Consider the following 26,873-nt stretch of genomic DNA (forward strand, 5'->3'; position numbering starts at 1 on the left):
ATAACCCAGGTTATTTACTTGGTTTTGTTAATGTAAAAAAATAGAAGAGGTTTTTAGCCTCTCCTTATGGAACTGCCCCAAAAATTCATTTATTGTCCTTGATATAAATGGATAAGGTCTTGATTTTGGCCTCTTGCAAAAACATCAGTACGATTTGGCCCCCAAGATACAGCTGCTGGCTCAGAATTTAAGGAACCACCAAGGTTTTCCCAACTAGACCAACGAGAACCATTCCATGTTAGTAAATATAGATTTTGATTCGTTCCTCTGGCAAATACTTGTAGTCGGTTAGGACGTTTAGAAGAAACAGCAGGTCCTGATGTGAGTCTTCCGCCAAGGCTTTCCCAATCACTCCAACTGCTTCCATTCCACCATTTGTGAATTAAATCTTGATTTTGACCTCTTGCGAAGACATCAATCCGGTTAGGACCCCAGGATACTGCGGCCGGTGCTGATGTTAATGTACCACCAAGATCTTCCCAATTTTCCCAAGCAGAGCCATTCCATGTTTTCTTATAAAGCCTTTGATTCGTTCCTCTTACAAAAACATCAAGCTGGTTTGGACGGCGTGAAGAGACTGCGGGGGCACTTGTTAACGTACCTCCAAGACTTTCCCACTGACTCCAACTGCTTCCATCCCACCATTTATGATATAAACTGTTATCTGTTCCTCTAACAAAGACATCAATCCGATTGGGTCCCCAAGACACCGCTGCAGGTGCTGAGGTTAATGTGCCTCCAAGGCCCTCCCAGTCGCTCCACCTGTTTCCATTCCACCATTTATGGTAGAGACTTTGGTCTGTTCCCCTTGCAAAGACATCAAGCCGATTCGGTTGCCAAGAAGCTACTGTAGGGGCGGAAGTTAATGTGCCACCTAAACTCTCCCAACCCGTCCAGCCCTGACCAGGTTGACTTCCGTCGCCTCCAATTTCATTTAAAGTTAATTGAATCACTCTCACTAGTATTCGATCTGCAAGGTTCTGTGAAACATTAAATTGCCTGAACAATAGGTTGAGCCAAGGGATTCGGCTCTGAAATTGATTATATATTTGATTAGCTGATTGATTTGTGTCTGCTTGGTTAATTGTATAACCAACAACGAGGGAAAATACGTAATCAATTATATACCGGTTCATTCCGGCTTGCTCTAACTGGGAATACAAATTATTGTGCTGGGAACGAAGCGTCTGCATAATTTCCTGTACACTTGGATGTTGACGAGCATACATATAAGGTTCACCATAATAATAAGTTACTGGAGCTGGTTGATCTGTGTATCTAAACATCTAATACCTCCTCTAAATTATAGGTCAGTATATGCAACTTTGGGCTAATCGGGAATGAATTATCATAATTGCCGTAAACCATAAAAAAGCGGGGTACCTTCTAGAAAAGAAGGTGCTCTCGCTTTTTAGCAGTTTTTAGGTGCCCTTACTTCTCCGTAAGCAAGTGTGATTGACAGCGTGGTGCACCACATGGTTTATAGTAGATTTTGAAAGGGGGGAATAAAATGTATCGTGTTGGTGAGTTTGCATTAATGACAGAACTGACAAAAGAGACCCTGAGGTATTACGCAAAAATTAAACTTCTGGAGCCTGTGTATATTGATCCTGCTAACCATTATGCTTACTATGACAACAATTCTTATTTAACTGCCCGGTTGTTATATTACCTGCGAAAATTTGACTTCTCTATTCAAGAAATGATAGATGTCGTTAAAAAGCGTTCATTGGATGAACTTGAAGAGATATTACAAGAGAAGAAAAGCAAGCTGGGACAACAAGTAACAGAAATAGAGTCATTGATTAAAGAGATAGATGAATTTATTGATTATGGGAATGGAGTTGAGATAAATGATTAAGTGGGATAAAGAAATAATGATCCCTACTGATATAGATACAGTGTGGGCCCTCTTTGACGATGAAATGATTCAAAGGATAATGCCAAATGTAGTTGAGCATAAAGTGATAGAAAGGAAAGAAGGTGTTATAGGTTCAAGGTATCAACAGACCTATCAAGAAGGTAAAAGAAAAGAAACCTATATCGTAACAATTCTCGAGTACGAAAATACAGATCAGAGAAAACATGAGAAAATAGAATTTGTTTTAGCTAAAGCTTTTAAAGTTCAAACGACTTTTACGTTAATGAAAGAAAACGATCAACAAACAAAGTTTATCTATTCGGGCCAAAACGAGGGAATGAATTTTCTAGGTAGATCTTTGTTAAAATTAGGGGGGAAGAAGAATAACGAAAAAGTAGTTAATGAGTTTGTGAATCTGGTTCGTGACGAAGCTTTGAAGGATTCCTACTAATCGAGCCTTTATATTGTATAAAGCACCGAAATTGCGGTGCTTTCGTTATATACATTTTTATTTATAAATAATCCCCTAAGAAAAAATGCCCGCTTCGAAATCACAAAATACTTTATTGTCAGTCATCGCATTTTATCCTTTCTTTATTGATTTTTACGAGGAAATTAATTCTAATTTAACGCAATCTAGTTTATTATTTTAAGTAGGTCTTTGTTAAATTGAGGAAAGTTGGTAGTTTATGTCTGAGGAAAATGAAAATATTACGAGAATACAATTAGATGGTAAGGAAATTATACTCATTGGAACTGCGCACATATCGAAGCACAGTGCCGAACAAGTAAAGGAAGTTATTGAAGCTGAAAATCCAGATTCTGTTTGCATAGAGCTTGACGCCGAGCGATATCAATCCATTATGGACGGGAATAAATGGCGTGATATGGATATATTTAAGGTTATTAAAGAAAAGAAAGCGACATTGCTATTAATGAATCTTGCTATATCCTCTTTTCAGCGACGCATGGCAAAACAATTTGGTATTAATGCGGGACAAGAAATGATTCAGGGGATTGAATCTGCTAAAGCTATTAATGCTGATCTGGTCTTAGCTGATCGAAACATCCAAACGACCTTTTCCCGTGTATGGCGCGGAGTTGGGTTGAAGGGTAAAGGAATTCTTCTCATGCAGGTTATCGGTAGTATCTTTACAAAAGAAACGATTTCGGAAGAGGACCTGGAAAAAATGAAGTCTCAGGATATGCTGGATTCGATGCTTGATGATATGACGGCTAATTTCCCAAAATTAAAGAAGCCTTTAATTGATGAACGGGATCAGTATTTGTCCCAAAAAATTAAAGAAGCACCGGGGAAAAAAATCGTTGCCGTCTTAGGAGCTGCTCACGTTCCTGGTATTAAAGTTGAAATAAATAAGGAACATGATCTAGAACGTCTATCTCAGGTTCCTCCTAAGTCGAAGGCACCTAAAATTATTGCTTGGCTCATTCCAATTTTTCTTCTTTCGATTATCGCTTATACTTTTTACACTAATCCAGATGCTGCGCTTCAGCAAACAATCAGCTGGGTGCTATGGAATGGTTTCCTATCAGCAATTGGAGTTGCAATTGCGTTCGGACACCCACTTGCAATTCTTACTGCCTTTGTTGCAGCACCGATTACGTCGCTCGATCCAATTACTGCCGCTGGGTGGTTTGCGGGATTTGTCCAAGCCTATTTCGTACGACCGAATGTAGGCGATTTTGAAAACCTTTCGGAAGATGTTTATAGTGTAAAAGGTTTTTGGAACAATAAAGTAACACGTATACTGCTCGTTGTTGTACTAGCGAACTTAGGTAGTTCACTTGGAACATTCATAGGCGGAGCTGACGTCATTCGTTTGTTTTTCGAAAACTTGTAATGTAAGGATCTATAGGAGGGCTACATGGAATTAATAGCAGTACAACCCTATGTTAAGGTTCAACGAGAGGTTAACAGCTTAGAACAGCTAAACATCGAGTATGAACGTGCCCTATACTTGTATAGCGGCAAGATCGTTACCCAGCATCGCGAGTTTCCTATTCAAGATGTACTTGACGTATCTTACCGAATATTTGGTGGCACGGGGGGCCTTCTTTATCTACACACTATTGGAGGCCTATACACGTACACAGTGAAGTCATCTCCGCAAGAGTTTATTAAAGCATTTAAGGAACACAGGAAAAAGTAATATGGTTTTACTATATAAAAGATCCCTCGCAACTAGCTAGTGCGTAGGGATCTTTTACGTAGAAATAGAGTCGCGCGATAATCCATTGAAGTCGCGCAATAAATCTTAGAATCGCGCACCACATTATCGAAATCGTGCACTGGTAGCCTTACCGCGCGTTTTCATATGGTCGATGCGCGATAATCCAATTTATTGCACGATGCTAAGTAGATAGCGCGCTATTTACGCTGAGAGTTGCGCAATTTAAATAAATGTGTAGACCAGGTGTTAACTTTCAGCTAATTTATCCGCGAAAGCCTTTACGTAAGGGGGTAAATCTGGTGGGCGACGGCTTGATACGATGTGACCGTCAACCACTACTGACTCGTCACTCCAAGTAGCTCCGGCGTTCGTCATGTCATCCTTGATACCAGGTGTGCTGGTTACATTTTTCCCTTGTAAGATATCTGCTGAAATGAGCACCCAGCCAGCATGACATATTTGTCCGATTGGTTTTTTTGCTTCATCCATTTCTTTAATAATCTTCAGAACTTCAGGGTAACGGCGTAATTTATCTGGAGCCCATCCACCAGGAACAAGGATCGCATCATAGTCAGCTGAATTAATAGCAGTAAAAGCATATTCTGACTCAGCAGGTACACCATATTTGCCAATGTAATTCTTGTTTGCTTCTTTACCAACTAAATGGATGGTTGCGCCTTCTTCTTGCAGGCGCAAAACTGGATACCAAAGCTCTAAATCTTCAAAGTCATGTTCCACAAGTGCAATCACCTTTTTATCTTTAAGTCGCATGTAGATCCCTCCATACTGTAATAATTCAAGTGTATCAGAGGTAAGCTGTAATTTCGATTTTCTTGCAGGACTATGAAACTTAGGGAGTAGTGTTATTTATGTTCCATATTTACTCCTTATTAATAAACTAGTGGGTATCATGACGGTTGCCCATGCATACGATATATAAACCCTGACATAGATGGAGGGAATATTCATGGATATTTTAAACAAGGTAAAGGGCTATAGGGAAGAAGAAAGAAGGCTCATGTGGGAAGGAACATTTGAAGAGTATTTGGAGATTGTGAAGCAAAGGCCTGAAGTTGCCCAGACAGCACATTCGCGCGTTTACAATATGATTAAAAGTTCTGGTTTAAAGGAACGAGACGGTCGGAAAATGTACCAGTTTTTTGGAGAAGGAATTTTTGGACTGGAAGATGCAATTGAGCGATTGGTCGAGGAATATTTTCATCCTGCTGCAAAGAGGCTCGATGTTCGGAAACGAATTTTGTTATTAATGGGGCCTGTTAGTGGTGGTAAGTCTACACTTGTGACCATGATAAAGCGCGGTCTTGAACAATATTCTAGGACAGATGAGGGTGCGGTTTATGCAATTAAAGGCTGTCCGATGCATGAAGATCCACTTCATTTTATTCCAAGCCATTTGCGTGCCGACTTTTTTGAAGAATATGGGATTCGCATTGAAGGCAGTTTGTCGCCTCTGAACCAGCTGCGGCTTGACCAGGATTACGATGGCCGGATGGAAGATGTACTGGTAGAACGAATCTTCTTCTCTGAAGATAAACGTGTTGGAATCGGCACATTTAGTCCTTCAGATCCGAAATCACAGGATATCGCCGATTTAACGGGAAGTATTGATTTTTCTACGATTGCGGAATATGGATCAGAATCGGACCCCAGAGCATATCGCTTTGATGGTGAATTAAATAAAGCTAACCGAGGAATGATGGAATTTCAGGAAATTTTGAAATGTGATGAGAAGTTTCTATGGCATCTATTATCTTTGACACAGGAAGGCAATTTTAAAGCGGGTAGGTTCGCGTTAATTTCGGCCGATGAACTTATTATCGCCCATACGAACGAAGCAGAGTACCGTTCTTTTATTTCGAATAAAAAGAATGAAGCACTTCATTCGCGAATCATTGTCATGCCTATTCCGTATAATTTACGAGTAAGTCAGGAAGAGCGGATTTATGAAAAGATGATTAACGAAAGTGATATGGCACATGTTCATATCGCGCCACATGCACTTAGGGTTGCAGCTATTTTTTCCATTTTGACAAGGTTGAAGGGTTCGAAAAAGCAAGGGGTAGATCTTGTAAAGAAAATGCGCCTTTATGATGGAGAAAATGTGGAAGGATTCAACCAAGTGGATGTGGAGGAATTAAAGAGAGAATATACGGAAGAAGGCATGAATGGAATTGATCCACGATATGTGATCAACCGAATTTCATCGACAATCATTCGTAAGGAAGTGCCTGCAATTAATGCCTTGGATGTGTTGCGTTCATTGAAAGACGGACTTGACCAGCATGCATCGATCTCACAGGAGGATCGAGAAGACTTTATGAATTATATTGCTGTCGCAAGAAAGGAATACGATGAAATTGCCAAGAAAGAAGTTCAAAAAGCATTCGTGTATTCGTATGAAGAGTCTGCGAAAACGTTAATGAATAACTACCTTGATAATGTGGAAGCCTATTGTAATAAAAATAGACTGCGAGATCCGCTGACTGGGGAAGAAATGAATCCGGACGAAAAGCTTATGCGTTCGATTGAGGAACAAATTGGTATTTCAGAAAATGCCAAGAAGGGTTTCCGTGAAGAAATTCTCATTCGTATTTCTGCCTATGCAAGGAAAGGGAAGCGCTTTGACTATACGTCTCATGAGCGCTTACGTGAAGCCATTCAAAAGAAACTGTTTGCTGATTTAAAGGATGTTGTTAAAATTACGACCTCATCCCAAACGCCGGATGAATCACAGCTTAAGAAGGTTAACGAAGTAATTGCACGGTTAATTGATGAACATGGCTACAACTCAATATCTGCTAATGAGTTATTGCGTTATGTCGGAAGCTTGCTTAATAGATAACTAGATAACCCATGAAAAATAACAAGACGGATCATTTTGATGTCTTGTTATTTTTTTACCCAAAAACCGACAACAACTTGTTTGCAAATGCATAAGCTAAAAAAAGCATAGATAGGAGAGGATATGGTGCAAGAAGAGAGTAAAGGTAGTTTTGTCGTCTCCCAGGAAAATTGGTCCCTCCATCGTAAAGGTCTACAAGATCAGCAACGTCATATGGATAAAGTGAAAGATGCTATTAAAAATAATTTGCCGGATCTTGTTAGCGAAGAACGAATTATTATGTCAAATGGTAAAGATGTTATTAGAATTCCAATTCGATCCCTGGATGAATATAAAATACGTTATAACTATGATAAATCAAAGCATGTTGGTCAAGGTAATGGGGATAGTAAAGTTGGTGACGTCGTTGCACGTGAACCGAGTGATGACGGAAAAGATGGTGCTGGAAAAGGAAAACAGGCTGGGGACAAAGCTGGCACCGATTACTATGAAGCAGAAGTATCTCTAGCAGAGTTAGAGGAGGCCCTTTTCAGCGAATTGGAGCTCCCAAATTTAAAACAGAAAGAACAAGCTGAAATCATAAATGAAAAAGTGGAATTTAACGATGTTCGTAAAAAAGGACTTATGGGTAATGTAGATAAAAAAAGAACCATTTTAACAGCTTTGAAACGAAATTCTCGAGAAGGAAAGCCAGGAATAACACCTATTTACAATGATGACCTACGTTTTAAAACGTGGAATGATGTAACAAAGCCCGAATCAAAAGCGGTTGTACTTGCGATGATGGATACGAGTGGATCAATGGGAACATTTGAAAAGTATATGTCCAGAAGCTTCTTTTTCTGGATGACACGGTTCTTACGATCAAAATATGAAACAGTAGATATTGAATTTATTGCCCATCATACGGAAGCAAAAGTTGTAACAGAAGAGGCCTTTTTTTCAAAAGGAGAAAGCGGTGGAACGATTTGTTCCTCAGCTTACACGAAGGCACTTGAGCTAATTGACGAAAAGTACAATCCATCACGCTTTAATATTTATCCGTTTCATCTATCAGATGGTGATAATATTGCGTCTGATAACGCAAGATGTATGAAGCTTGTTAAAGAGATGATGGAGGTTTCTAATATGTTTGGTTATGGGGAAATTAATGAAAGAAGCCGTAATACAACATTGATGAACGCTTTCAAAGCAGTTGACAATCCAAAATTTCGTCACTACATCCTAAAGGAAAAACAAGATGTGTATCATGCAATGAAGAGTTTTTTCAGAAAAGAAGAGGCTACCGTTTGATCATGAAGGGCATTCCCGGGTGGGATGCCCTTTTGAGGTAGCTGATGAAAACGAGGAAGACGTCGATAGATCTCAAAAAGCTGCTGATGCAAAGGAATCTTATTCAGCAAGCTCAATCATGTATGCTGCTCGTTCATTTTTCAAAGTGAAGTGAGATCCGTCGAATTGATAGTTTGTTGTATCTTCGAGTGGTATTTCATAAGACGGTAATGGGAGCGGTTCAAGATTATGAGCATCGTTTTCTATTTTTCCAGTGCCGTTTAAATGAAGTGCGTACTTTGCTACATAATCGTCTATCGTTCCTGTGTGTTCCAAATACGAGACTCTCTCTAATGTCATTAACGTCTCATCATTATCATCAATCTCTTGTTTTAAAATTTTAATATTCTTTCCGGTCCACTTATTCAATAAGTCGTTGAATTCCTCAATCGATATAGAATTTTGTTCCATGATAATCACCTCTATGGTTTAGACTTTCCTTGATTTATAAAATGATACAGGGAATCTATTCAAAACTACAAAAAAGAATATATAAAAAAACGCCATGGACAAACCTTTATGAGAAATCATCGTTCATTATTTCCTTCCTGTTTCATAAGCTATAAAAAGTACACTTGGAGGGATCACATTGACAGAAATGAAGGCACTCCAAAACGCGATTGATGAAATTACAGATATTGCGTCTGGATTTGGACTTGATTTTTTTCCGATGCGTTATGAAATTTGTCCTGCAGATATTATTTATACATTCGGGGCATATGGCATGCCAACGAGGTTTACCCATTGGAGCTTTGGTAAACAGTTTCATAAAATGAAGCTGCAGTATGACCTTGGATTAAGTCAAATATATGAGCTAGTCATTAATTCCAATCCTTGCTATGCATTTTTACTAAATACGAACAGCTTGATTCAAAATAAACTCATTGTTGCGCATGTACTTGCTCATTGCGATTTTTTCAAAAATAATGTTCGCTTCTCCAATACTAGACGAGACATGGTGGAGAGTATGACAGCAACAGCAGAACGAATTGCAGACTATGAGATGGTACACGGTAAGGATGAGGTAGAAAAGTTCTTAGACGCTATTCTATCGATTCAGGAGCATATTGATCCATCAATTGTAAGACCAAGGTTAAATGTGAATGACGTTGAAGCGGATGATAAGAAAGAACAAGCGCGACCAGTAACCCCTTATGATGATTTATGGAGTCTGGATAAAGATGCATCATCTGAGAAGAAGCCAGCAACGGATAGACAAAAGAAAAAATTTCCACAGAAGCCGGAAAAAGATATTTTGCTTTTTATTGAGGAGAATAGTCGCGAATTAGAAAATTGGCAACGTGATATTCTAACGATGATGCGTGAAGAAATGCAGTATTTCTGGCCACAGCTTGAGACAAAAATCATGAACGAAGGCTGGGCTAGCATCTGGCACCAACGCATCTTAAGGGAAATGGATTTAACTTCAGACGAAGCGGTTGAGTTTGCTTCATTGAATGCAAGCGTTGTACAGCCATCGAAACAGCAAATCAATCCCTATTACCTTGGATCGAAAATGTTTGAGGATATTGAAGAGCGATACAATAATCCTACTAAAGAAATGCGGGAGTTAGGTGTTAAACCAAATTCAGGTAGGGAAAAAATATTTGAGGTGCGTGAGGTTGAATCGGACATTTCATTCATCCGAAACTACTTAACGAAAGATCTTGTTCGACAGGAAGATATGTATTTGTTCGAAAAACAAGGGCGTGATTACAAGATAACAGATAAGGATTACGAGCAGGTGAGAGACCAACTAATACACATGCGAGTGAATGGAGGCTTCCCATTTATAAGTGTGGAAGACGGCGATTATTTGCGGAATGGTGAGCTTTATTTAGTGCATGGATATGAAGGTACGGAATTGAATTTACCATATCTGGAAAATGTGCTTCCATATCTCTATCAATTATGGGGGCGAACCGTACACATGGAAACGTACGTGGAGGATAGAAAAGTCAAATATTCGTATGATGGGAATCGGGTACAGCGGCATTATTTGTAGAAGGGAAAACGCTTGGGTGATTATGTTTTATCATCCAAGCGTTTTTTCGTTCATTTACTACAGAGAGAGGGTTTTACATCAATGTTTAAATAATTCAGCTCGATCGGGTGTTTGAGGTGGTTCTTCTACCCAATTATTACTTATCATAATTTCAAGTCCATCCTTAGCAAATAATGCAATTTCCACTGATAACCTTTGATAATTGAATACTAAATCATATCTCATACTAGCAGTTGAGGCAGTAGAATAGTTTCCTTGACCACTTGCACTTAATACACTTATTAAATACATCATGAGCTTATCCGAAAAAACCCGGGTCGTGGAATCAGTTAAACAGTTATCCCATGACATTGGTGTACTAATATCCGATTGGGATAGGACTTCTGAGAATATTTTTTTATGTTTTTGAGAAATTTCCTTGCCTCGTCGCATAAAAGCCATAACTTCTTTAGAATTGGTTGTCTGGGCAAATCCGGTACTAATCATTTCACCAACGGAATTCGTTTTTATATTTTGGAAAAGATGTAGGACTTCAATGTGATTTAATGACCTTTTGTTAAAAGGGTTAAGTCCACTTGATAGATATTTTTTTCCTTCAATATATTCAACTTCATCTGGTATTGTTATAAAAGGGGGTCTAATATATGTCCCTTTCGATAAGGCGGTGTCAACTGATAAATTAAACAGTTTAGAATTCTCGGCAAGGAACGTTGTAAAGAGTGATCGAATATCATTACGAGTGGAGGTTCCTTGTGAAATACTCCAAGCTAACATTCCTGCTGTACCCAAACTTTCAATAAAAGATAACATAAAGCCATCTGTAAATAACCTTGGAGATTTTAAGTCTACATCCTTCTCGGAAAAACCATCTGGAAAAGGAATTTTCTCAAGGTGAATTATCTGTCCAATTTCTTTAACTGCTCTTTCAGCAATATCTAATGCCCACTCAACCACAGGGCGAATATCGTTGTCTTCTACTGTTTCTTTAAAATATTTTAGGATTTGGACAGACATACTATTTTGAATATATTGCGTCCAAAGCATTGCCATTTCTGATGAAGTAATTTGGGGTTTCTCCATAGGGATACCTTCCTTTTATATATTTTCTAGTTAGTAGAAGTGTCCCCAACTAATTTTATAATATTTATCAATTACTCAACTTTCGCAGACTGAAATAAGTAGACGCTCCCTGATGCAGTTGAATAAGCCCTCAATCCATTGTTGTAGTTGACACAAAATATATAAAATACTACATAACATTCCGCTCCAGAAATGCACTACGCTTTCCGCGGGCTTGCGCTGAGCCTCCTCGCGAGCAAAGAACGCTCACTGCGGGGGTCTCATCACTACGATTTCCCGCAGGAGTCTTCGTGTATTTCTTCCGCTAACGTGGCATTTAATTGGAGTGGAGGGCAGTCGACTCCTGCTTAGAAAAGCAACAGCTGAAGATCCCGGAGCGTAAATTAAACTTGCCCCAGTGTCGCACTTTGTATCAGTTAGGACAAAGTAAATAGTAACAAATTTACAAAAAGACATATTTGTAATTCGTGTCAAGTACCATAGTTCAAGTGCTACAAGTACTACAGTTTATTGAATGCATCTTGATTATCTATGTGCGAAGGTTGAGTCAATTAAATAAGAAATAATTTACCAGTACATACTTAAAGCTATTCTAAATTAGATTAGCGGCATTATTTGTAGAGGATATAGTATTTTAATACTTAGAGCGGGGAGATTAAGAATGATATCTTCCCGCTCCTTTTATTTTGGGATAACCGAAAAATCCTGATACTAACTTTCAAATTATGGATTGACTGCTTGGCAATGGTTTGGGCAAAATTTAACCAACGGAGGTATGTTATGGAAAGCAGGAAAAACTATAAGTCACCTGTGGCATCTTTGTTATGGTCTTTTGCCTGTGCCAGCTTTGGACAATTTTATAACCGAGATTACGTCTTAGCTTTTACACTGCTGGCTTTAGAGTTATTTATAAATTTTAATTCAAACTTGAATTTATCACTACAATATACTTTTCAAGGTGAATTCAAAAGGGCTCATGATGTGGTTAATTTCGAGTATGGATTGTTTTATCCCTCACTTTGGGCTTTTTCTATGTGGCAAGCCTATAATAAAGCTAGGAAAATAAATAAAAATAATTCCCCAGTCAAGCCGGATTTAACTGGATTATTTTTTGGCTTAGTAGCTGGTATGATCATAGGGTTAACTATTCGCGTGGAAAATAGTTCTAATATTAGTCTTTGGTTTAATTCACCTGTGATTGCGGGATTGACAGGTGGTGTCATAGTTGGGCCTATAGGTCATTTTATCGAAAAATACTTTACAACTAGAAATAAAACTGTCCACAAAAAATAGCTTCATTACATATTTTTCCTTTATGTTATACCGCTAATGGGATTAAATACAACTTCTGAATAGTTAACCCTATTAGAAGGAAATATAAAAAAGCTGAATTAGAATGTTACATTTCTAAATGATAATTTTGCATTACGGGAGGAAGTTATGGCAAAAAAAGTAGAAAGAATATTTTTGTTGTTTTTAACATTGCTTGGAATAGGTCTCATTCCTGTTTGGATAAAAAAGCCGCCTCTTAAGGATTGGACAATTGTTTTTTTATTAGCAGGTTTTTTATCAGGTATGATGGACCTATTCGCTACTGCTCGAAAGCTAATTAGTTATCCTACTCAGCTTTTCGGCAAAAAAGTGAATATAAGCTTGCTATTTGATTACTTATTACTTCCAACAATAGGTGTTTTATACAACCAGGTATCTTATCGTTCGAAGACATTGGGGGCGTTATCAAAAGCACTTTTGTTTAGCGTACCAATGACAGTTATTGAATATCTTTTGCAAAAGCATACTAAATTGATCATATGGAAAAAGTGGAAATGGCATTATACATTGTTTTCTTTAACATTATTTTTATGGATAGAGAGGGGCTTTATTGCGATTGTAAGAAAATTTTCTAATTCACAATCCAAGGAATGAGAAATATAATTAAAGATTGCTGAACTTTCAACAAATAAATTTATACCTCTGTTTTCTCCTTAAACATCGATAAATACATAACCATGAATAGAATAAAACACGTTCCTATAAGTTGATATCCTCCAAATGGGATTTGAAGCCATAAAACAGAAGAAATAATTGCTGCTAGCGGTTCTAGGCTACCTAATAAACTTGTTTCTTGTGGTTTTAGGTACTTAAGACTTTCCAGATAAAACCAAAAAGCAAACATGGTTCCAAACAAAATAACAAATCCAAGATAAAGATAAGTATCCAACGTCCAGTTGCTAGAGTCAAAATTCCAAGGGGGATGAATTAAACTCATACCAGTTCCACCAATAATCATCGCCCACCCAATAACATTAAGTGAACCCCATTTTTGCAACAATCCACCTGCATAGAGCGTATAAAACGCAAGAGAAACGCCTGATAGAACACCCCATATTACAGAAGATATTGGGACTGACAAGGTTCCAAACGATCCATTCGTTAACAATAAAAATGTACCAGTTAAAGCTAGAGCAACTGCTAATACATCTCGTGCTTTCAATTTGCTCATGCTTGCTATAACAAGGTATAAAATAATGAAAACAGGGGCTAAATATTGTAGTAGTGTTGCTACCGCCGCATTACCCAAGCTAATGGAGGCCATATACGTATACTGAACTGCAAGCATACCAAATAAACCAAAAATGACTAGTTGTGATGCTGTTTTTCGGTCTGACCATATTTTAAAGATTTGCCGACGGTCTTTAAAGAGAAAAGATAAAATAAGCATGACAATTCCTGCTAGTAATAAGCGAACAGATACAAGCCACTCTACTGATATCCCATCTTCCTGAAACAGACGCTGTGCCACTGTTCCTCCGACTCCCCAAAAACTTGCCCCAAGTAAAACTAATATAAAGCCTGCCCATCTCTGCTGTTTTTCCATAAAATAAAACTCCTGCCATGTAATTCATTTTAAACCGATTTATTATTCTTTCAAAAGTTGTTTAATAACTATACTACTATTCTAAATATCTTTCATACTGTTTTAATTTACCCTGAGCGCAATAAATAACATTAGGGGATTTTATCTCCCTCGTTTGATTTGCCACCACTTATTCCTGTACCAACTACATTGATACTTAGTAAGTAAAATGGATAACAGATTACTGCACGCATAATGATTAGACCGACTCCAGGATTAGGTTCATATCCTGGATTAATGATAGGCAATAGAGAGGCAAATATATAAATAAAAAAAATGAAATATGGATACCAAAGAAGGATGGACCAATAGATAGCTTTTCGGTTTTCTATCCATTTTTTGGTCACGATGATGAATAGGGTAGTAGAAAGTATCAATCCAACAATATAAATAGCGAGCCCCACCTTGATAACAAAATTCAGTTCCCATCCAGTTATTCCACTAATACGATATACGTTTAACATAAGTTCGACTGCGATAAAAAATATAAAGCCATATAATGCGCTAACAGCATGTAACTTCATGAAGAACTTCACAAACACCCCCCTTGCAAGGATAACGCCCACATTTTTTAAAATAAGTTCATGTTATCTCCAGGCAGACATATACTTCTTTCGGTATTTGGTAGTATGAAATGCTTCGAGTTGAACTTCTTTGTCCTTAGCTTCAAGGTTTCTAAAGTAAAATTGAGTTGCACTGTCCATTTGAATCACCTCGTATTCGAAATATATAAATTTGTTACTAAGTTTACTACATGATTAATTTGTTTACAAAAAAGAGTCCCAGCAAAGTAACAAAAAAACGGTCACCAGTTCGGTTGACCGTTTTCAATGAATAGCTTCTTTACTTTTCAATAAACATTTGTGTCCAGTAATTACTGTTTTCCACATAACCAACACCAATATGAGTAAATTCATTATTTAATATGTTTTTCCGGTGCCCATCACTATTCATCCATGCATTTACAACTTGTTGTGGTGTCCGTTGGCCGCGAGCAATATTTTCCCCCGCTGATTGAAAATACACGCCAAAACGACTCATCATGTTGAAAGGGGATCCGTAAGTTGGGCTCTTATGTGAAAAATAATGGTTTGTCCTCATATCTTTTGATTTTAGTTCCGCTACCCGACTTAACGGTATGTCTGGTTGTAACTCGGGCAATCCTTCATCAATTCTTTCAGCATTCGTCAATTCAATAACGGATGACTCAAATTCACTCATCTTTTTAGGTGAAAGAGGCTGGCTGTCGTCGTCAGTATTGGTTTGTTTCTGGATTGGTTGATCGGATTCTTCCTCAAAACCAGTGAAGTCATAGTCATAGTTCTCTTGAGTGTCAGAAAATTCCCCACCACTTGGTGTCCCTATATAGATACTTGAGGAAGTGTCACCTTCATTTTCAGCAATGTCACCTGAGTGGTCTAGTGCATTTTCATTATTTGTACACGCAGCAAGTACTATCACTAGTAAGCTAATAATACTGATGAAAAGTCGGTTTAATTTCATCTGATAACCCCTTTTGTCTATTTTCTTTTATCTTTTACTTACTTTCACAAAATATATATGGAAATATAAAACAAATGGTAGTGAATAAAAATAGTAAGGAATCTCAGGATTTTTAATTTATTACAAATTTGACAATTTTATTAAAAATTGAAAGTTGTATAGACAATTTACTTTATCATGGTAAAATTGTACGTAAGTATATAAACGGGGAGATAGTCATATGAAGCTATGGATTAGAAAAATATCCGTTGTATTGATTACATTTATGACGCTTGGGGTATATATTCCGCCTACCTATCTGAATACCAACGCTGAGGAAATGAGTGAAACTGTTTCTTCGGAAGCGGATGTTATCATCCCAGTTGCAGAAATTGAAGAAGAAGAACCATTTGAAGATGATCCTAATGATTTTATAAGTGTACTAACTAAACAAGCTAAAAAACAGACCATTACCAAATTAGGGCCAAAAATTATTGAACAAGTAGATGATGATTTCACGGGCGCAATTTTACCTAAAATGGAAGAAGTACTTAGTAGGATATTAGAAAAGGCAGAAGAAAAATCTCCTTATCTTGCAATTTCAGAAGAACCAACAAAAGGATATGGAGAAAAGATATTTAACATATATGATTACCAAACAAAAAAGGATCTAGCTAGATTTGATGTAAGACGTGATAAACGACCACAAGAGGGCTACTGGTTTAATTTTCACTATCATGTAAGTGCTGATGATTTTGAAGAACACCATACTATTGGAGAAATTTATTGGGATAAAAATATTCCGCCGAAGTGGATGTCGTAATAAACAAGCCGCCAAGTTTTCCACTGGGCGGCTTGTTTATTTAAATCATTTTAGATTTAACACATCTAAGCCAATTTCAGCAAGTTTGATTTGCCCTTCAACTGTAGGATGAATGTCACCCGGAATTACATAAGTCGCTTGATTCTGGCCAAACGCAGAATAGGCATCCGCCAAATGAATATCGTCATATAGACTGTTATACAAAGTTGTTAAATCCTTAAAATGATTATTAATAGTAGGTAGAATCGTTGAACCAATAGGATGTAAAGGGTCATTTAGTTGAAAAGGATTATAAACATTGTATACTACGATCGGCGCATCGGTAAGAGTACGAGCTTCCTCGATAATTCCACCAATGTTTGCGAACAGGTTGCTGTTCTGTATTTCTTCTTGTAACAATTGCATAAAAAGAACCGAGTTTTCATTACTCCCTGCTTGAGCAGCTCTTAATGCTTGCAAAAGATCGTTATTTCCAATGTTTAAAACAATATAATCAGCATGTCTAACCGCTTGACGGTATTTTTGGTCCGTTTTCAAAGCGGTTAACATTTGAGGCGTTTGCCAGCCTGGAACGCCAAGGTTGCGCACCCGTAAATTACCATCAACCCCAATCAGATAAGGATAAGCGTCTATTGCAGGATTATGATTATGTTTCCCTAAGTTGTAGCCAAATGGAATGGAATCACCTATAGCTACAAGTGATTGCTTTCCATTATCATTTTTTGCGAAGGCAGTATTGGAAAATAACAATCCTATAACTAAAAGCATTGCCAGTAGTTTAAAAATTTTATTCAAAAAAACACTCCCTTTCTTATGATCCTGTCCATAGTATGAGTCATTCTGGTGTGAATAGTCTGTCGAAATCTTGTGGGAGGAAAAGTTTATTTAATCAACACCATGATTAGAGAAGTTATTGATTAAAACCCTTAATTAGGTACTGTAATATAGTGAATAAGAAATAAGGTATTATTAATAGTGATGGTTAGTTATGGTAGAATGGTTTAAATACATTTAGGCTAATATAAATATTTTATTTCACAGGTCTTACACTAGGGGGGATACAATGAAAAAAGATATCCATGTAGTAGGAGCAGTAATAATTGAAGATGAGAAAGTTATGTGTGCACAAAGAGGGTCTACCAAATCATTACCATACAAATGGGAGTTTCCAGGTGGAAAAATAGAAAAAGGTGAGTCACCTCAGGAAGCATTGAAAAGAGAAATTAAAGAGGAAATGCATTGCAAAATAAAAATTGGCAATCAGGTAGAACACACAGTTTATGAATACGACTTTGGTATTGTACATTTGACTACCTATTACTGTGAGCTTATTGATCGAAAGCCTATTTTAACGGAGCATGTATCAATAAAATGGTTGTCTCCAAATGAACTTACATCGTTAGATTGGGCTCCAGCTGATATCCCAGCTATTGAAAGATTATCTAGTGAGTTAATTTCATAAAATACTTCTAAGCTATGATCAAATTGCCTACTCCTTTGCAAAAGTGTATTGGAATCTAGTTGTTCAACATAATCTAGTAAAACAGAATAGTAATCGAAATGAAAAGTTGCATGAGTTGGTTTTGTATGAGACCTCTAATGTTATGGAGAATTACAAGGAAAGAAAAATCATTCTTTTATATGACTACTCGATAAAGAATGGGTTTGATGTGATATGGACTCCTTAGGGAAGATAAAACATCTTCCCCGGATTCAACAGCCCTTCTGGATCAAGCATTTTTTTCATGTTTTTCATAATCCCAATCGCCTCCCCGTGTTCAGCTTTTTGGAATTTTATCTTACCAAGCCCAACACCGTGTTCTCCCGTACAAGTGCCACCAACTTCAATTGCACGCATTGCGAGGGCTTCATTGGTGTATTCGGCCTTTTCTTTTTCACCTGGGTTATTCGGGTCAAAGATTACGATTGTATGGAAATTACCATCACCTACATGTCCTAAGATGCCGCCTTCCAATCCACTTTGCTCAATAAGTTCACGTGCATAGACAACAAGTTCTGGAAGACGTGAAATTGGCACGCAAACATCAGCGCCTGTATCGGCCATTCCTTTTATATGTCCATAAGCATACGACAACTCATGTCGTGCTTTCCAAAGCTTCTTCTGCTCCGTGGGGTCATTAGCAATTTTCCAATCTTGACAGCCAAGGTCGTTCATTAACTCTTTTGCAAGTTTTACTTCCTCTTCAACTGCAGCCCTTAAACCTGCAAATTCAAAAAACAAGGAGTGCTTAACCGGATAATCGTATCCCCCGTACATATTCACCTGTGAAATACTTTGTGCATCAACTAGTTCCATGCGCATCACTGGAATACCGCTAAGCAAAATAGTTTGAGCTGCTTTCACGCAGGTTTCTGGTTTATCAAAGGTACATCGCGCTACCATTGTATACTCTGGAATTCCGTGAAGGCGTAATGTTACTTCTGTAATAATTCCTAATGTACCTTCAGAGCCAGCGAATAAACCTGTTAAATTGTAACCAGATGAGGACTTTTTAGCATGTGAACCGGTATGAATCACTGTTCCATCGGCTAATACTACCTCTAAATCAAGAAGTTGATCCCGCATAGAGCCATAACGTACTGCCGTCGTTCCACTTGCGTTCGTTGCAACCATCCCTCCAATCGTAGCATCCGCACCAGGATCAATCGGAAACATTAATCCATGTCGATTTACCAACTTATTCAACTGTAAGCGTGTAAGACCTGGCTGTATGGTAATTGTCATATCCTCCGGTGAAAAGTCTACTACAGTGTTCATATTTTCAAAGTTAATTGTAATGCCCTTATGAACGGGAATTGCTTGCCCTTCCAACCCAGAACCCGCACCGAACGCTGTAACAGGAACACGATGTACATGTGCGACTTCTAATATATTTTTAATATCATCTTTGCAATCAGGGAAGCAAACAACATCTGGCCGGGTGGCTTTATGGGGTGACTCATCCTGGCTATGACGGAACAATTCCGTTTCATTTTGACTAACTTTATTGCTGCCGATTCTATCAATAAGGTGTTGTATAAACATTAGATTTATCCCCTTTAATTTTGAAGTTTGGCGTAAACTAAAAAGGAGAGAAATAATCACCTCTCCCGTTCAGGTTTTATAGCACATCCTCGCTAATAAATAAGATGAGCCATTAAAGCAATAATTGGCAATGAGATTAATGTACGCTCCATAAACACAAGGAACAATCGTCCAACACCAACAGGGATTTTTGAAATAATTAGTAGGGTTCCCATCTCGGTCAAATAAATGATTTGAACAAGTGATAATGCGGCAATCACAAATCTAGTAATCTCGGCATCGATTCCAGTTGCCAGAACAGCAGGTATAAACATGTCAATAAATCCAACTATCGTAGCTGGAGCAGCCTCGGCCGCTTCTGGGATCTGCAACATTTGTAAAATTGGAACCATTGGCTTGGAGATAATATCAAAGAAAGATGTAAATTCGGCGATGATAAGTGCGATAGTACCGATAGCCATAACTTGTGGCATTAAAACAAAAATAATACCTAGGAATACGTCTGTTCCTTGTTTAACTTGATCTTTAAACGAACCTGCATTTTTGGCTCTTTTAATGGCTTGTTCAAGTCCCCATTTAAATTTAGAGGCACCTTTAGGAATATATTCATGATAATCATTTTCCTTCGTATACGTATCTGGGATTCTGGAAAGCGGTGGTATTCTTGGAACAATAATGGCACTTACTATCCCTGCTATACAAATTGTTAAATACAAAAGTGGGAACATATGGTCAATATCTAACATTCCCGCTATTACGAGGCAAAAGGGAAGCGATACGGATGAAAAGCAAGTTGCAATTGCTGCAGCTTCTCGACCCGTATAAAACCCATCTCGATGCTGCTCTCGCGTTATTACTACACCAACATTTACGTTTCCAACCCATGAAGCTAATAAGTCAATAGCTGACCGTCCGGGCAAAGTGAAAAGCGGTTTAATTACGCTTCTGAGCAATGTTCCAACAAATTCCATTGCTCCAAAATTAATCAGGTAGGGCATTAAATAGGATGCAACTAAAAACCATACAATTAATGTAGTAAGTAAGCTAAACATCACTTGTCCAGTAACCTCTGAGTTTATCAAGTTCCACCCTATATTATAATAAGTCATGATTGCAAAGACTGTACCTAGTATTCTTGTGACTGTCCAAAACATGGATACATGGAACAGCGAATTTAGCAGATTTGAATTTAGAATTATTTTCGGTTTAAACAGTGTTGTAATTATGGTGAATACGGCTGAAATTAATATAACGTAAGTAACGATTACAGGAAGTACACTAGTTAATAAAGCTATTACAAATTCCGTTATTATCCCAAGTGGTATGTTAAATGAACCTTCATCATAAACGGGAAATAGGAAGATAAAGACACCGAATAAAGAAGGGATCAAAAATTTCATTAATCCCCTTATGTCAATTCCTTTACTTATTTCTCCCTCATTTCTTTGTTCCAAATTACTACCCATAAATAAACCCCCTCATATTATATCAAACCTGCCACAATCTATTTTGTTGTTATAACGATGCAAAAACTTCGTCAAGTACGTTTAATCCATGATCGATTTGATCTTTTGTAACTGTTAAAGGAGGGATCATTCGAATTACTTCACCTGAGTTTCCACAAAGATAAAATAAAACTCCCTTTTCTAAACAACCATTTAATACTTTCATTACGGCGTCGCCATCAGGTTTACCGGTCTCAAGGTTTTTAAGTGAAACTCCTATCATTAAACCTACACCACGAACATCATCAATTATTGGATGTTTTTTCTTCAATTCAGCTAATCGTTCAAGTGCGTATGCCCCCATTGCGTTCGTGTTATCCAGTAGTTTCTCTTCTTTAATAACTTCAAGTGATGCTCTGGCTGCTGCGCAAGCTATTGGATTGCCACCAAAGGTTGTACCATGTGCACCTAATGGCCATTGATCCATAAGTTCTTTGGAAGCTATTGTTGCACTAAGAGGGAGTCCTGCTGCAATACCCTTTGCAACTGCCATAATGTCGGGTTTTACATCAAATGTTTGAGCGGCAAACCAGTTTCCTGTACGTCCGAAACCTGTTTGGACTTCATCAAAGATAAGTAATATATCATGGCGATCACATATTTCCCGGACCTTCTTCAGCCATGCTTTAGGTGGGATAATGTAACCACCTTCACCTAAGATAGGTTCTAAAATCATACAAGCTATCTCGTCTGAATCAACTTGATGCTTAAATAAACTTTCAGCATCTCTTTCTAGCCTTTCAGGGAAAAACACTTCTGGATCCATTCCTTCTGGGCAATCTTCTGGATGTGCGAATGGTAGTTGGTATGTCAGCCATGAGGGTTGTTGATATTTACGGTATTTACTTTTTGACGTCGATACACTTAATGCACCTATAGAACGACCGTGAAAACAACCTGTGAATGAAATCGCATAAGGACGCTTTTTCACATATTTTGCTAATTTTAATGCGCCCTCAATGGCTTCTGTCCCACTGTTTGCAAAGAAAAAGTTATCTAGCTTAGGTGGAAGTATGGATTGAAGTTCTTCCGCTAGCTTTAAAATCGATTCATATATAATGACGCCTGATGGACCATGTACTAAATGATCCGCACTATCCTTAATTGCTTGTACAACTTTAGGATGCCTGTGACCAACATTTTCCACAGCAATACCTGATGTGAAATCAAGATATTTTTTACCATCTGCACCGTGGTAATAACATCCCTCCGCCTTTACAACAGGTAAGTTTGGATGGTCTTTTGCCATACTTGGAGCAAGAAAATTACCGATTGAGCCTACTAATTCCTGCCAATTGCGTTCTGTTTGTACCATTTAAATCCCCCATTATACTTAATTTGAATACTTTTTTAGTTTACGAACCACGGATGGTTGACTAATTCCCAAAATCTTGGCCATTTCAGTGGTTGTTTTATATCGCTTTTGTGCATTTATTAAAACTTCTTCTTCCACTCTTTCTAGAATTGCGGGTAATGTACGTCCTTCAATTTCGAGCGTATCTAAACCAGAGTCATTCCTGCGATACTCCACAGGTAAATCATCCTTAGTTATGATATTGGATTCGTTTTGAACGATTAACCTTTCCATTAAATTCTTTACTTCCAAATGATTCCCGCTCCATTCCATATGGAGTAGTTCGTGAAATAAACTATCGGATAATTTCTTATCAATCTGATATACAGTGTTATACCTGTCAACGTATTTCTGGATAATTTCACTTAAATCCTCTAATCGCTCCCGTAATGGCTTTATTTGAATAGGAACAACGTGTAAAAAGTAAAATAAATCTTCTCTAAATTGTTTATTTGCCATTAAATTTTCCAAATGCAGCTCGGTTGAACTAACAATTCTAAAGTTACCTTTTGTTTGTTGTAGCGCTTTTAAAAGAGTCGTTTGCGAGGCTAATGAAAGTTCATCCACCCCTTGTAGGTATAATGTTCCGGATTGGGCCATTTGAAGAAATCCACTTTTTTTAGAAGACAATGTCTCTGACCCGCCAACTATTTCACGTTCAAAGATGGCGTCTGGGATAGTAGCACAATTCACCTCGATAAAAGGTCCATCCCGTCTCATACTTTGTTTGTGAATCAGTTTAGCTATCGTGGATTTCCCCACACCACTTTCTCCTTGTATAAGCACTGCAACATTAAGTGGGGCAATTTTGTTAACTATTTTTAGAATTTTTTTCATTGATTTACTTTCAGAAATAATCCCTTCAACATTTAGGCTTTCTTCCCGAAGTAATGCTAGTTCCCCTTTAACCGCTGACATTTCCCCCTCAAGTTCATTTAGGTATTTCTGAAGATCGTGTAACTCCGAAACCTCATAGGAATAACTAATGATAAACTCTACCTCATGCAGTTCATTAAATAATGGAATACCTGTAATAAGCACCTTTCTTCCATTCAAAGTGGTTTGAACGAGTGCAACCTTCTTTTTTTGTTTTAAAACTAAAGGCGTGATAGCAGGAGTGAAAATCCCTTTCTCCTCCAACTCATAGACAGATTGTCCTAATAAATCATTTGCGGATAAGTCGTAATTTAAACCACTAATTTGTGTAACCTTTATAATTTTTCCATCTCGATTCGTTACAATTATATCTTCATCATACGAATCGATAATTTCCTCTTCCGTATTTGGAAGGAGGTATAAACTTTGCACGGGATTATTTCACATCCTTTACTTTTAATTCATAATTGAATAACTATTTGTTTTTGTATAAAGAGTATACATTAAGGTATTTTGATATGCAAGACTAGTTATTATTTTCTGTCATTTATAATGTAGTTTCGCTTATCGAGTAGGTAGGATAGGAAATGCTTTCAGGGGATAGGGCATACATGGTACTGTTAACAGGATAAGATAGTAACTAAATAACTCAACTTTCGCACATAGATAATTATGATGAATTCAATAAACCGTAGTACTTGTAGCACTTGAAATATGGTACTTGACACGAATTACAAATATGTCTTTTCATAAAACTTGTTGCTATTTACTTTGTCGTAACTGATATAAACTGCGACGTAACAGCGCCGTGATTTCCGCTGTGGATAGTCGCTTTCCGCGGGTGGCTGGTGAGCCTCCTCGTGCTACGCACTCCGGGGTCTCACCTATGCCTTTCCTCCCGCAGGAGTCGACTACCCACAGCTCCAATCACTGAAAAGTGAAAAGATGGAATTAAGGGTTTAGCTCAACCTAGCGAAGGAAAAACACGTAGACTCCTGCGGGAAAGCGAAGTGATTTTTCCGCAGCGGTCGCGCAGGACACAAAACATGATTTTTAGTTATGTCGCAGTTTATATATTTTGTGTCAACTACAACAATGGATTGCGAGCTTATTCAACTACTTCAGGGATCATCTACTTATTTCAGTCTGCGAAAGTTGAGTAAATAAAAAATGAAATGAGAGATTCAAATGCCAACATACAACAAACTAATCCGTGATAAAATTCCAGGAATTATCAACATGACGGGGAAGAAAGCTAATACTACTACTTTGTCTGACGATGATTATGTAAAGGAACTAAATAAGAAAACGAAAGAAGAATTACAAGAGTATTTAAAAGCGGATAATGATAAGGATGCTATAGAGGAATTAGCAGATATGCTAGAGTTGATTCATTCCCTAGCTACTGTGCATGGTAGCTCGATTGAAGAAGTAGAAAAGACCCGCGAGAAAAAGGCAGATCAACGTGGTGGGTTTAAAGAGAAGGTATTTTTGATTGATGTGGAATAGATAGTAGTTATAAAAAGGAAGGTGAGTATGTGGACAAGCATTTGTTTCTATTTGGAGGAGGTCCTCCATTCACATCCAATATGGCAAGAAGGTTTGTCGCAAAGACATCTGAGCCTAGTGGACCAGTCTCCATTTTATTTGTGGAAAGAGACGGTTGGGAAGAATATATGTCTAATTACATGGATGAGTTAAGAACGCTAGGATTGGGAGACTTTCACATTCTGCCACTTCCTTCTACTCCCATAGAAGAGGCTGTCAACTGTATAGCTAATAGTTCGGGCATTATTATCAATGGTGGAGATACAAACCTATATGCTGACTATATTGTAGATACACCCATATCGAATGCAATAAAGAGACGTTACGAATCAGGCATTCCTGTAGCAGGTTTTTCAGCTGGTGCGTTAATAAGTCCTGAAGTGTGTATTATTTCTGCTAAAGATAATGAACAAAGTAAGTTTCAACAAAGAAATGGTTTGGGATTAATCTCCAATGTAGTGATCGCAGTACATTTTACACAATGGAACGATGAAAATCACTTAAGAGAAGCGGTTAACAAATATAGTGAGTACGTAAATTATGGTATTGATGAAGATACAGGTGTTTATTTAGTTAACAGCCACCTTGAAGCTATTGAAGGTGACGGGGTTTATCATATAGTTGAAGAAAGATTGAATAAGATTAATTAAAAAGGAGAGAACGAATCCTCTCCTTTAGTGTTAACCGAATATCCAGTTACAATGACATATTCTCCTCACTATCAACCTCCACAGGACCACGTCTCTTAGCCAGCACAATAGACACTAGTATAATCAACGCCATTACACCCCAGAAGACAGCCTTCCACCATATACTATGGGTAAATGATTCTGTGATTAATCCTAATTTCACATCAGGATGGGCTAGTGTATGCACGGCTAATTTGATACCGACCCATGCAACAATGATGAATGCTGCCTTTTCTAATACAGGGTACTGTTTCATGAATTTGACGACGTAGGTTGCTGCAACACGAATTAATGCAAGACCAATTATCATACCTATGAATACTACAATGAATTTACCTCCATCCATTCCGCCAAACATTGGTAATAGCGTAGATGGGAGGGCCACAGCAATTGCGACAGCAGCTAGTATTGAGTCAATCGCAAATGCGATATCTGTTAGTTCTACTTTTAGGATAGCTTTCCATAAGCTTTGACTTTCATCAATTTCGGATCCTGAATCCTTCTTGTCTTCCTTCTTGCTTTTAACGATGCTTTTCACACCTAAATATATCAAGTAAGCGGCACCAATTGCTTGGATTTGCCATATATTTACGACAAAGGATATGGCGAATAAAGCAGCGAAACGAAAAACGAATGCTCCTACTATTCCATAAAACAATGCCTTTTTACGTTTTTTTTCTGGTAAGTTTTTAACTATTACACCCATGACAAGGGCATTGTCTGCAGATAACAGTCCTTCTAGGCCAATGATGACAAGTAATGCCCACCCATATTCAAGCCATAGCTCCATTCAATAATCACCTTTCTTTCATAGGCTGATTTTTTCCCTGTTTTGAAAGGGAATAAACGTAAGGTTGCGATATTAAAATGTTACAATAATAATAGTAAGACTATTATGGTAATTTAGTTCGCTATGATATTTTTAGATTAAGTGGATCTGGGTTAACTGTAGAGGGTGGGCAGAACCAAAGGAAATACTTAAGAAGAGGCTGTTTTCGTATAGTTTGTTGCTCATACCACCGAAGTTGATATAAACTGCGACATAACAGCGCCGTGATTTCCGCTGTGGATAGTCGCTTTCCGCGGGTGGCTGGTGAGCCTCCTCGTGCTACGCACTCCGGGGTCTCACCTATGCCTTTCCTCCCGCAGGAGTCGACTACCCACAGCTCCAATCACTGAAGTTATGAGCTGAACCTTAGCGAAGGAAAAACACGGAGACTCCTGCGGGAAAGCGTAGTGATTTTTCCACAGCGGCGCAGGTCACTGAACATGATTTTTAGTTACGTCGCAGTTTATTTCT

General features: G+C 37.9%; 26 protein-coding genes. 13 read left to right on the forward strand and 13 right to left on the reverse strand.

What is annotated here, in order from left to right:
• Positions 1-89: 89 nt before the first annotated feature.
• Entirely contained in the window at positions 90-1,286 is a 1,197-nt protein-coding gene (locus tag AC3G7N_RS08720) for a PLL family lectin (RefSeq protein ID WP_489421763.1), read from the reverse strand.
• Positions 1,287-1,510: 224 nt separating this feature from the next.
• Between AC3G7N_RS08720 and AC3G7N_RS08725 the strand changes: the two genes are divergently transcribed.
• From AC3G7N_RS08725 to AC3G7N_RS08740, 4 genes are all read left to right on the forward strand, one after another.
• Complete coding sequence (locus tag AC3G7N_RS08725; protein WP_489421764.1) at positions 1,511-1,861, forward strand: MerR family transcriptional regulator; 351 nt, start codon at positions 1,511-1,513, stop codon at positions 1,859-1,861.
• Entirely contained in the window at positions 1,854-2,312 is a 459-nt protein-coding gene (locus tag AC3G7N_RS08730) for an SRPBCC family protein (protein WP_489421765.1), read from the forward strand. The genes AC3G7N_RS08725 and AC3G7N_RS08730 overlap by 8 nt, the downstream gene beginning before the upstream one ends.
• 238 nt (positions 2,313-2,550) lie before the next feature.
• On the forward strand, positions 2,551-3,723 hold the full coding sequence (locus AC3G7N_RS08735; protein WP_489421766.1) for a TraB/GumN family protein: 1,173 nt from the start codon (positions 2,551-2,553) through the stop codon (positions 3,721-3,723).
• A 24-nt stretch (positions 3,724-3,747) separates the two neighbouring features.
• The gene (locus AC3G7N_RS08740; protein WP_489421767.1) at positions 3,748-4,032 is read left to right on the forward strand and encodes a hypothetical protein; all 285 of its coding nucleotides are present in this window, start codon (positions 3,748-3,750) and stop codon (positions 4,030-4,032) included.
• A gap of 267 nt (positions 4,033-4,299) precedes the next feature.
• Here the strand turns inward: AC3G7N_RS08740 and AC3G7N_RS08745 are convergent, their stop codons facing one another.
• The gene (locus tag AC3G7N_RS08745) at positions 4,300-4,824 is read right to left on the reverse strand and encodes a type 1 glutamine amidotransferase domain-containing protein (protein WP_489421768.1); all 525 of its coding nucleotides are present in this window, start codon (positions 4,822-4,824) and stop codon (positions 4,300-4,302) included.
• 196 nt (positions 4,825-5,020) lie between these two features.
• Here AC3G7N_RS08745 and AC3G7N_RS08750 point away from each other — a divergent pair, with 196 nt between their 5' ends.
• Positions 5,021-6,916: a PrkA family serine protein kinase gene (locus AC3G7N_RS08750; RefSeq protein ID WP_489421769.1), complete on the forward strand. Its 1,896-nt coding sequence runs from the start codon at positions 5,021-5,023 to the stop codon at positions 6,914-6,916.
• 123 nt (positions 6,917-7,039) lie between these two features.
• The gene (gene yhbH / locus AC3G7N_RS08755) at positions 7,040-8,209 is read left to right on the forward strand and encodes a sporulation protein YhbH (protein WP_489421770.1); all 1,170 of its coding nucleotides are present in this window, start codon (positions 7,040-7,042) and stop codon (positions 8,207-8,209) included.
• Between the two features lie 99 nt (positions 8,210-8,308).
• On the opposite strand, the gene ymzB is transcribed toward yhbH, so the two are convergent.
• Positions 8,309-8,659 carry a protein YmzB gene (ymzB, locus tag AC3G7N_RS08760; protein WP_489421771.1) on the reverse strand — a complete coding sequence of 117 codons (351 nt, stop codon included), beginning with the start codon at positions 8,657-8,659 and terminating at the stop codon, positions 8,309-8,311.
• 187 nt (positions 8,660-8,846) lie between these two features.
• Between ymzB and AC3G7N_RS08765 the strand changes: the two genes are divergently transcribed.
• Entirely contained in the window at positions 8,847-10,253 is a 1,407-nt protein-coding gene (locus AC3G7N_RS08765) for a SpoVR family protein (protein WP_489421813.1), read from the forward strand.
• A 78-nt stretch (positions 10,254-10,331) separates the two neighbouring features.
• On the opposite strand, the gene AC3G7N_RS08770 is transcribed toward AC3G7N_RS08765, so the two are convergent.
• Entirely contained in the window at positions 10,332-11,333 is a 1,002-nt protein-coding gene (locus tag AC3G7N_RS08770) for a DUF3231 family protein (protein ID WP_489421772.1), read from the reverse strand.
• Between the two features lie 780 nt (positions 11,334-12,113).
• Between AC3G7N_RS08770 and AC3G7N_RS08775 the strand changes: the two genes are divergently transcribed.
• Positions 12,114-12,626: a hypothetical protein gene (locus AC3G7N_RS08775; protein WP_489421773.1), complete on the forward strand. Its 513-nt coding sequence runs from the start codon at positions 12,114-12,116 to the stop codon at positions 12,624-12,626.
• 147 nt (positions 12,627-12,773) lie between these two features.
• Entirely contained in the window at positions 12,774-13,259 is a 486-nt protein-coding gene (locus tag AC3G7N_RS08780) for a CBO0543 family protein (protein WP_489421774.1), read from the forward strand.
• A 40-nt stretch (positions 13,260-13,299) separates the two neighbouring features.
• On the opposite strand, the gene AC3G7N_RS08785 is transcribed toward AC3G7N_RS08780, so the two are convergent.
• The 3 genes from AC3G7N_RS08785 to AC3G7N_RS08795 form a co-directional block, all read right to left on the reverse strand.
• Positions 13,300-14,211 carry an EamA family transporter gene (locus tag AC3G7N_RS08785; protein WP_489421775.1) on the reverse strand — a complete coding sequence of 304 codons (912 nt, stop codon included), beginning with the start codon at positions 14,209-14,211 and terminating at the stop codon, positions 13,300-13,302.
• 131 nt (positions 14,212-14,342) lie between these two features.
• Complete coding sequence (locus tag AC3G7N_RS08790) at positions 14,343-14,786, reverse strand: hypothetical protein (RefSeq protein WP_489421776.1); 444 nt, start codon at positions 14,784-14,786, stop codon at positions 14,343-14,345.
• 307 nt (positions 14,787-15,093) lie between these two features.
• Positions 15,094-15,753, reverse strand: coding sequence for a CAP domain-containing protein (locus tag AC3G7N_RS08795; protein ID WP_489421777.1), 660 nt, complete (start codon positions 15,751-15,753; stop codon positions 15,094-15,096).
• A 220-nt stretch (positions 15,754-15,973) separates the two neighbouring features.
• Here AC3G7N_RS08795 and AC3G7N_RS08800 point away from each other — a divergent pair, with 220 nt between their 5' ends.
• Positions 15,974-16,555 (forward strand): YpjP family protein, encoded by a 582-nt coding sequence (locus AC3G7N_RS08800; protein ID WP_489421778.1) that lies wholly within the window; start codon positions 15,974-15,976, stop codon positions 16,553-16,555.
• Between the two features lie 45 nt (positions 16,556-16,600).
• Here the strand turns inward: AC3G7N_RS08800 and AC3G7N_RS08805 are convergent, their stop codons facing one another.
• Positions 16,601-17,350 (reverse strand): SGNH/GDSL hydrolase family protein, encoded by a 750-nt coding sequence (locus AC3G7N_RS08805; protein ID WP_489421779.1) that lies wholly within the window; start codon positions 17,348-17,350, stop codon positions 16,601-16,603.
• 268 nt (positions 17,351-17,618) lie between these two features.
• Between AC3G7N_RS08805 and AC3G7N_RS08810 the strand changes: the two genes are divergently transcribed.
• A complete protein-coding gene (locus AC3G7N_RS08810) occupies positions 17,619-18,017 on the forward strand; it encodes a (deoxy)nucleoside triphosphate pyrophosphohydrolase (protein WP_489421780.1) in 399 nt (132 codons plus the stop codon).
• Positions 18,018-18,239: 222 nt separating this feature from the next.
• On the opposite strand, the gene AC3G7N_RS08815 is transcribed toward AC3G7N_RS08810, so the two are convergent.
• The 4 genes from AC3G7N_RS08815 to AC3G7N_RS08830 form a co-directional block, all read right to left on the reverse strand.
• Positions 18,240-19,601 carry an FAD-binding oxidoreductase gene (locus AC3G7N_RS08815; RefSeq protein ID WP_489421781.1) on the reverse strand — a complete coding sequence of 454 codons (1,362 nt, stop codon included), beginning with the start codon at positions 19,599-19,601 and terminating at the stop codon, positions 18,240-18,242.
• A gap of 92 nt (positions 19,602-19,693) precedes the next feature.
• Positions 19,694-21,067, reverse strand: coding sequence for a YjiH family protein (locus AC3G7N_RS08820; protein WP_489421782.1), 1,374 nt, complete (start codon positions 21,065-21,067; stop codon positions 19,694-19,696).
• Positions 21,068-21,116: 49 nt separating this feature from the next.
• Positions 21,117-22,421 carry an aspartate aminotransferase family protein gene (locus AC3G7N_RS08825; protein ID WP_489421783.1) on the reverse strand — a complete coding sequence of 435 codons (1,305 nt, stop codon included), beginning with the start codon at positions 22,419-22,421 and terminating at the stop codon, positions 21,117-21,119.
• 18 nt (positions 22,422-22,439) lie between these two features.
• Positions 22,440-23,768, reverse strand: a complete 1,329-nt coding sequence (locus AC3G7N_RS08830) for a sigma 54-interacting transcriptional regulator (protein WP_489421784.1) — start codon at positions 23,766-23,768, stop codon at positions 22,440-22,442.
• Positions 23,769-24,524: 756 nt separating this feature from the next.
• On the opposite strand from AC3G7N_RS08830, the gene AC3G7N_RS08835 reads away from it, so the two are divergent.
• Both AC3G7N_RS08835 and AC3G7N_RS08840 read left to right on the forward strand, forming a co-directional pair.
• Positions 24,525-24,845: a nucleoside triphosphate pyrophosphohydrolase gene (locus AC3G7N_RS08835; protein WP_489421785.1), complete on the forward strand. Its 321-nt coding sequence runs from the start codon at positions 24,525-24,527 to the stop codon at positions 24,843-24,845.
• Between the two features lie 29 nt (positions 24,846-24,874).
• Positions 24,875-25,534, forward strand: a complete 660-nt coding sequence (locus tag AC3G7N_RS08840; RefSeq protein WP_489421786.1) for a Type 1 glutamine amidotransferase-like domain-containing protein — start codon at positions 24,875-24,877, stop codon at positions 25,532-25,534.
• A 46-nt stretch (positions 25,535-25,580) separates the two neighbouring features.
• On the opposite strand, the gene AC3G7N_RS08845 is transcribed toward AC3G7N_RS08840, so the two are convergent.
• On the reverse strand, positions 25,581-26,363 hold the full coding sequence (locus tag AC3G7N_RS08845; protein WP_489421787.1) for a TerC family protein: 783 nt from the start codon (positions 26,361-26,363) through the stop codon (positions 25,581-25,583).
• Between the last annotated feature and the right edge of the window lie 510 nt (positions 26,364-26,873).

Source organism: Virgibacillus carmonensis (genome assembly GCF_057836705.1).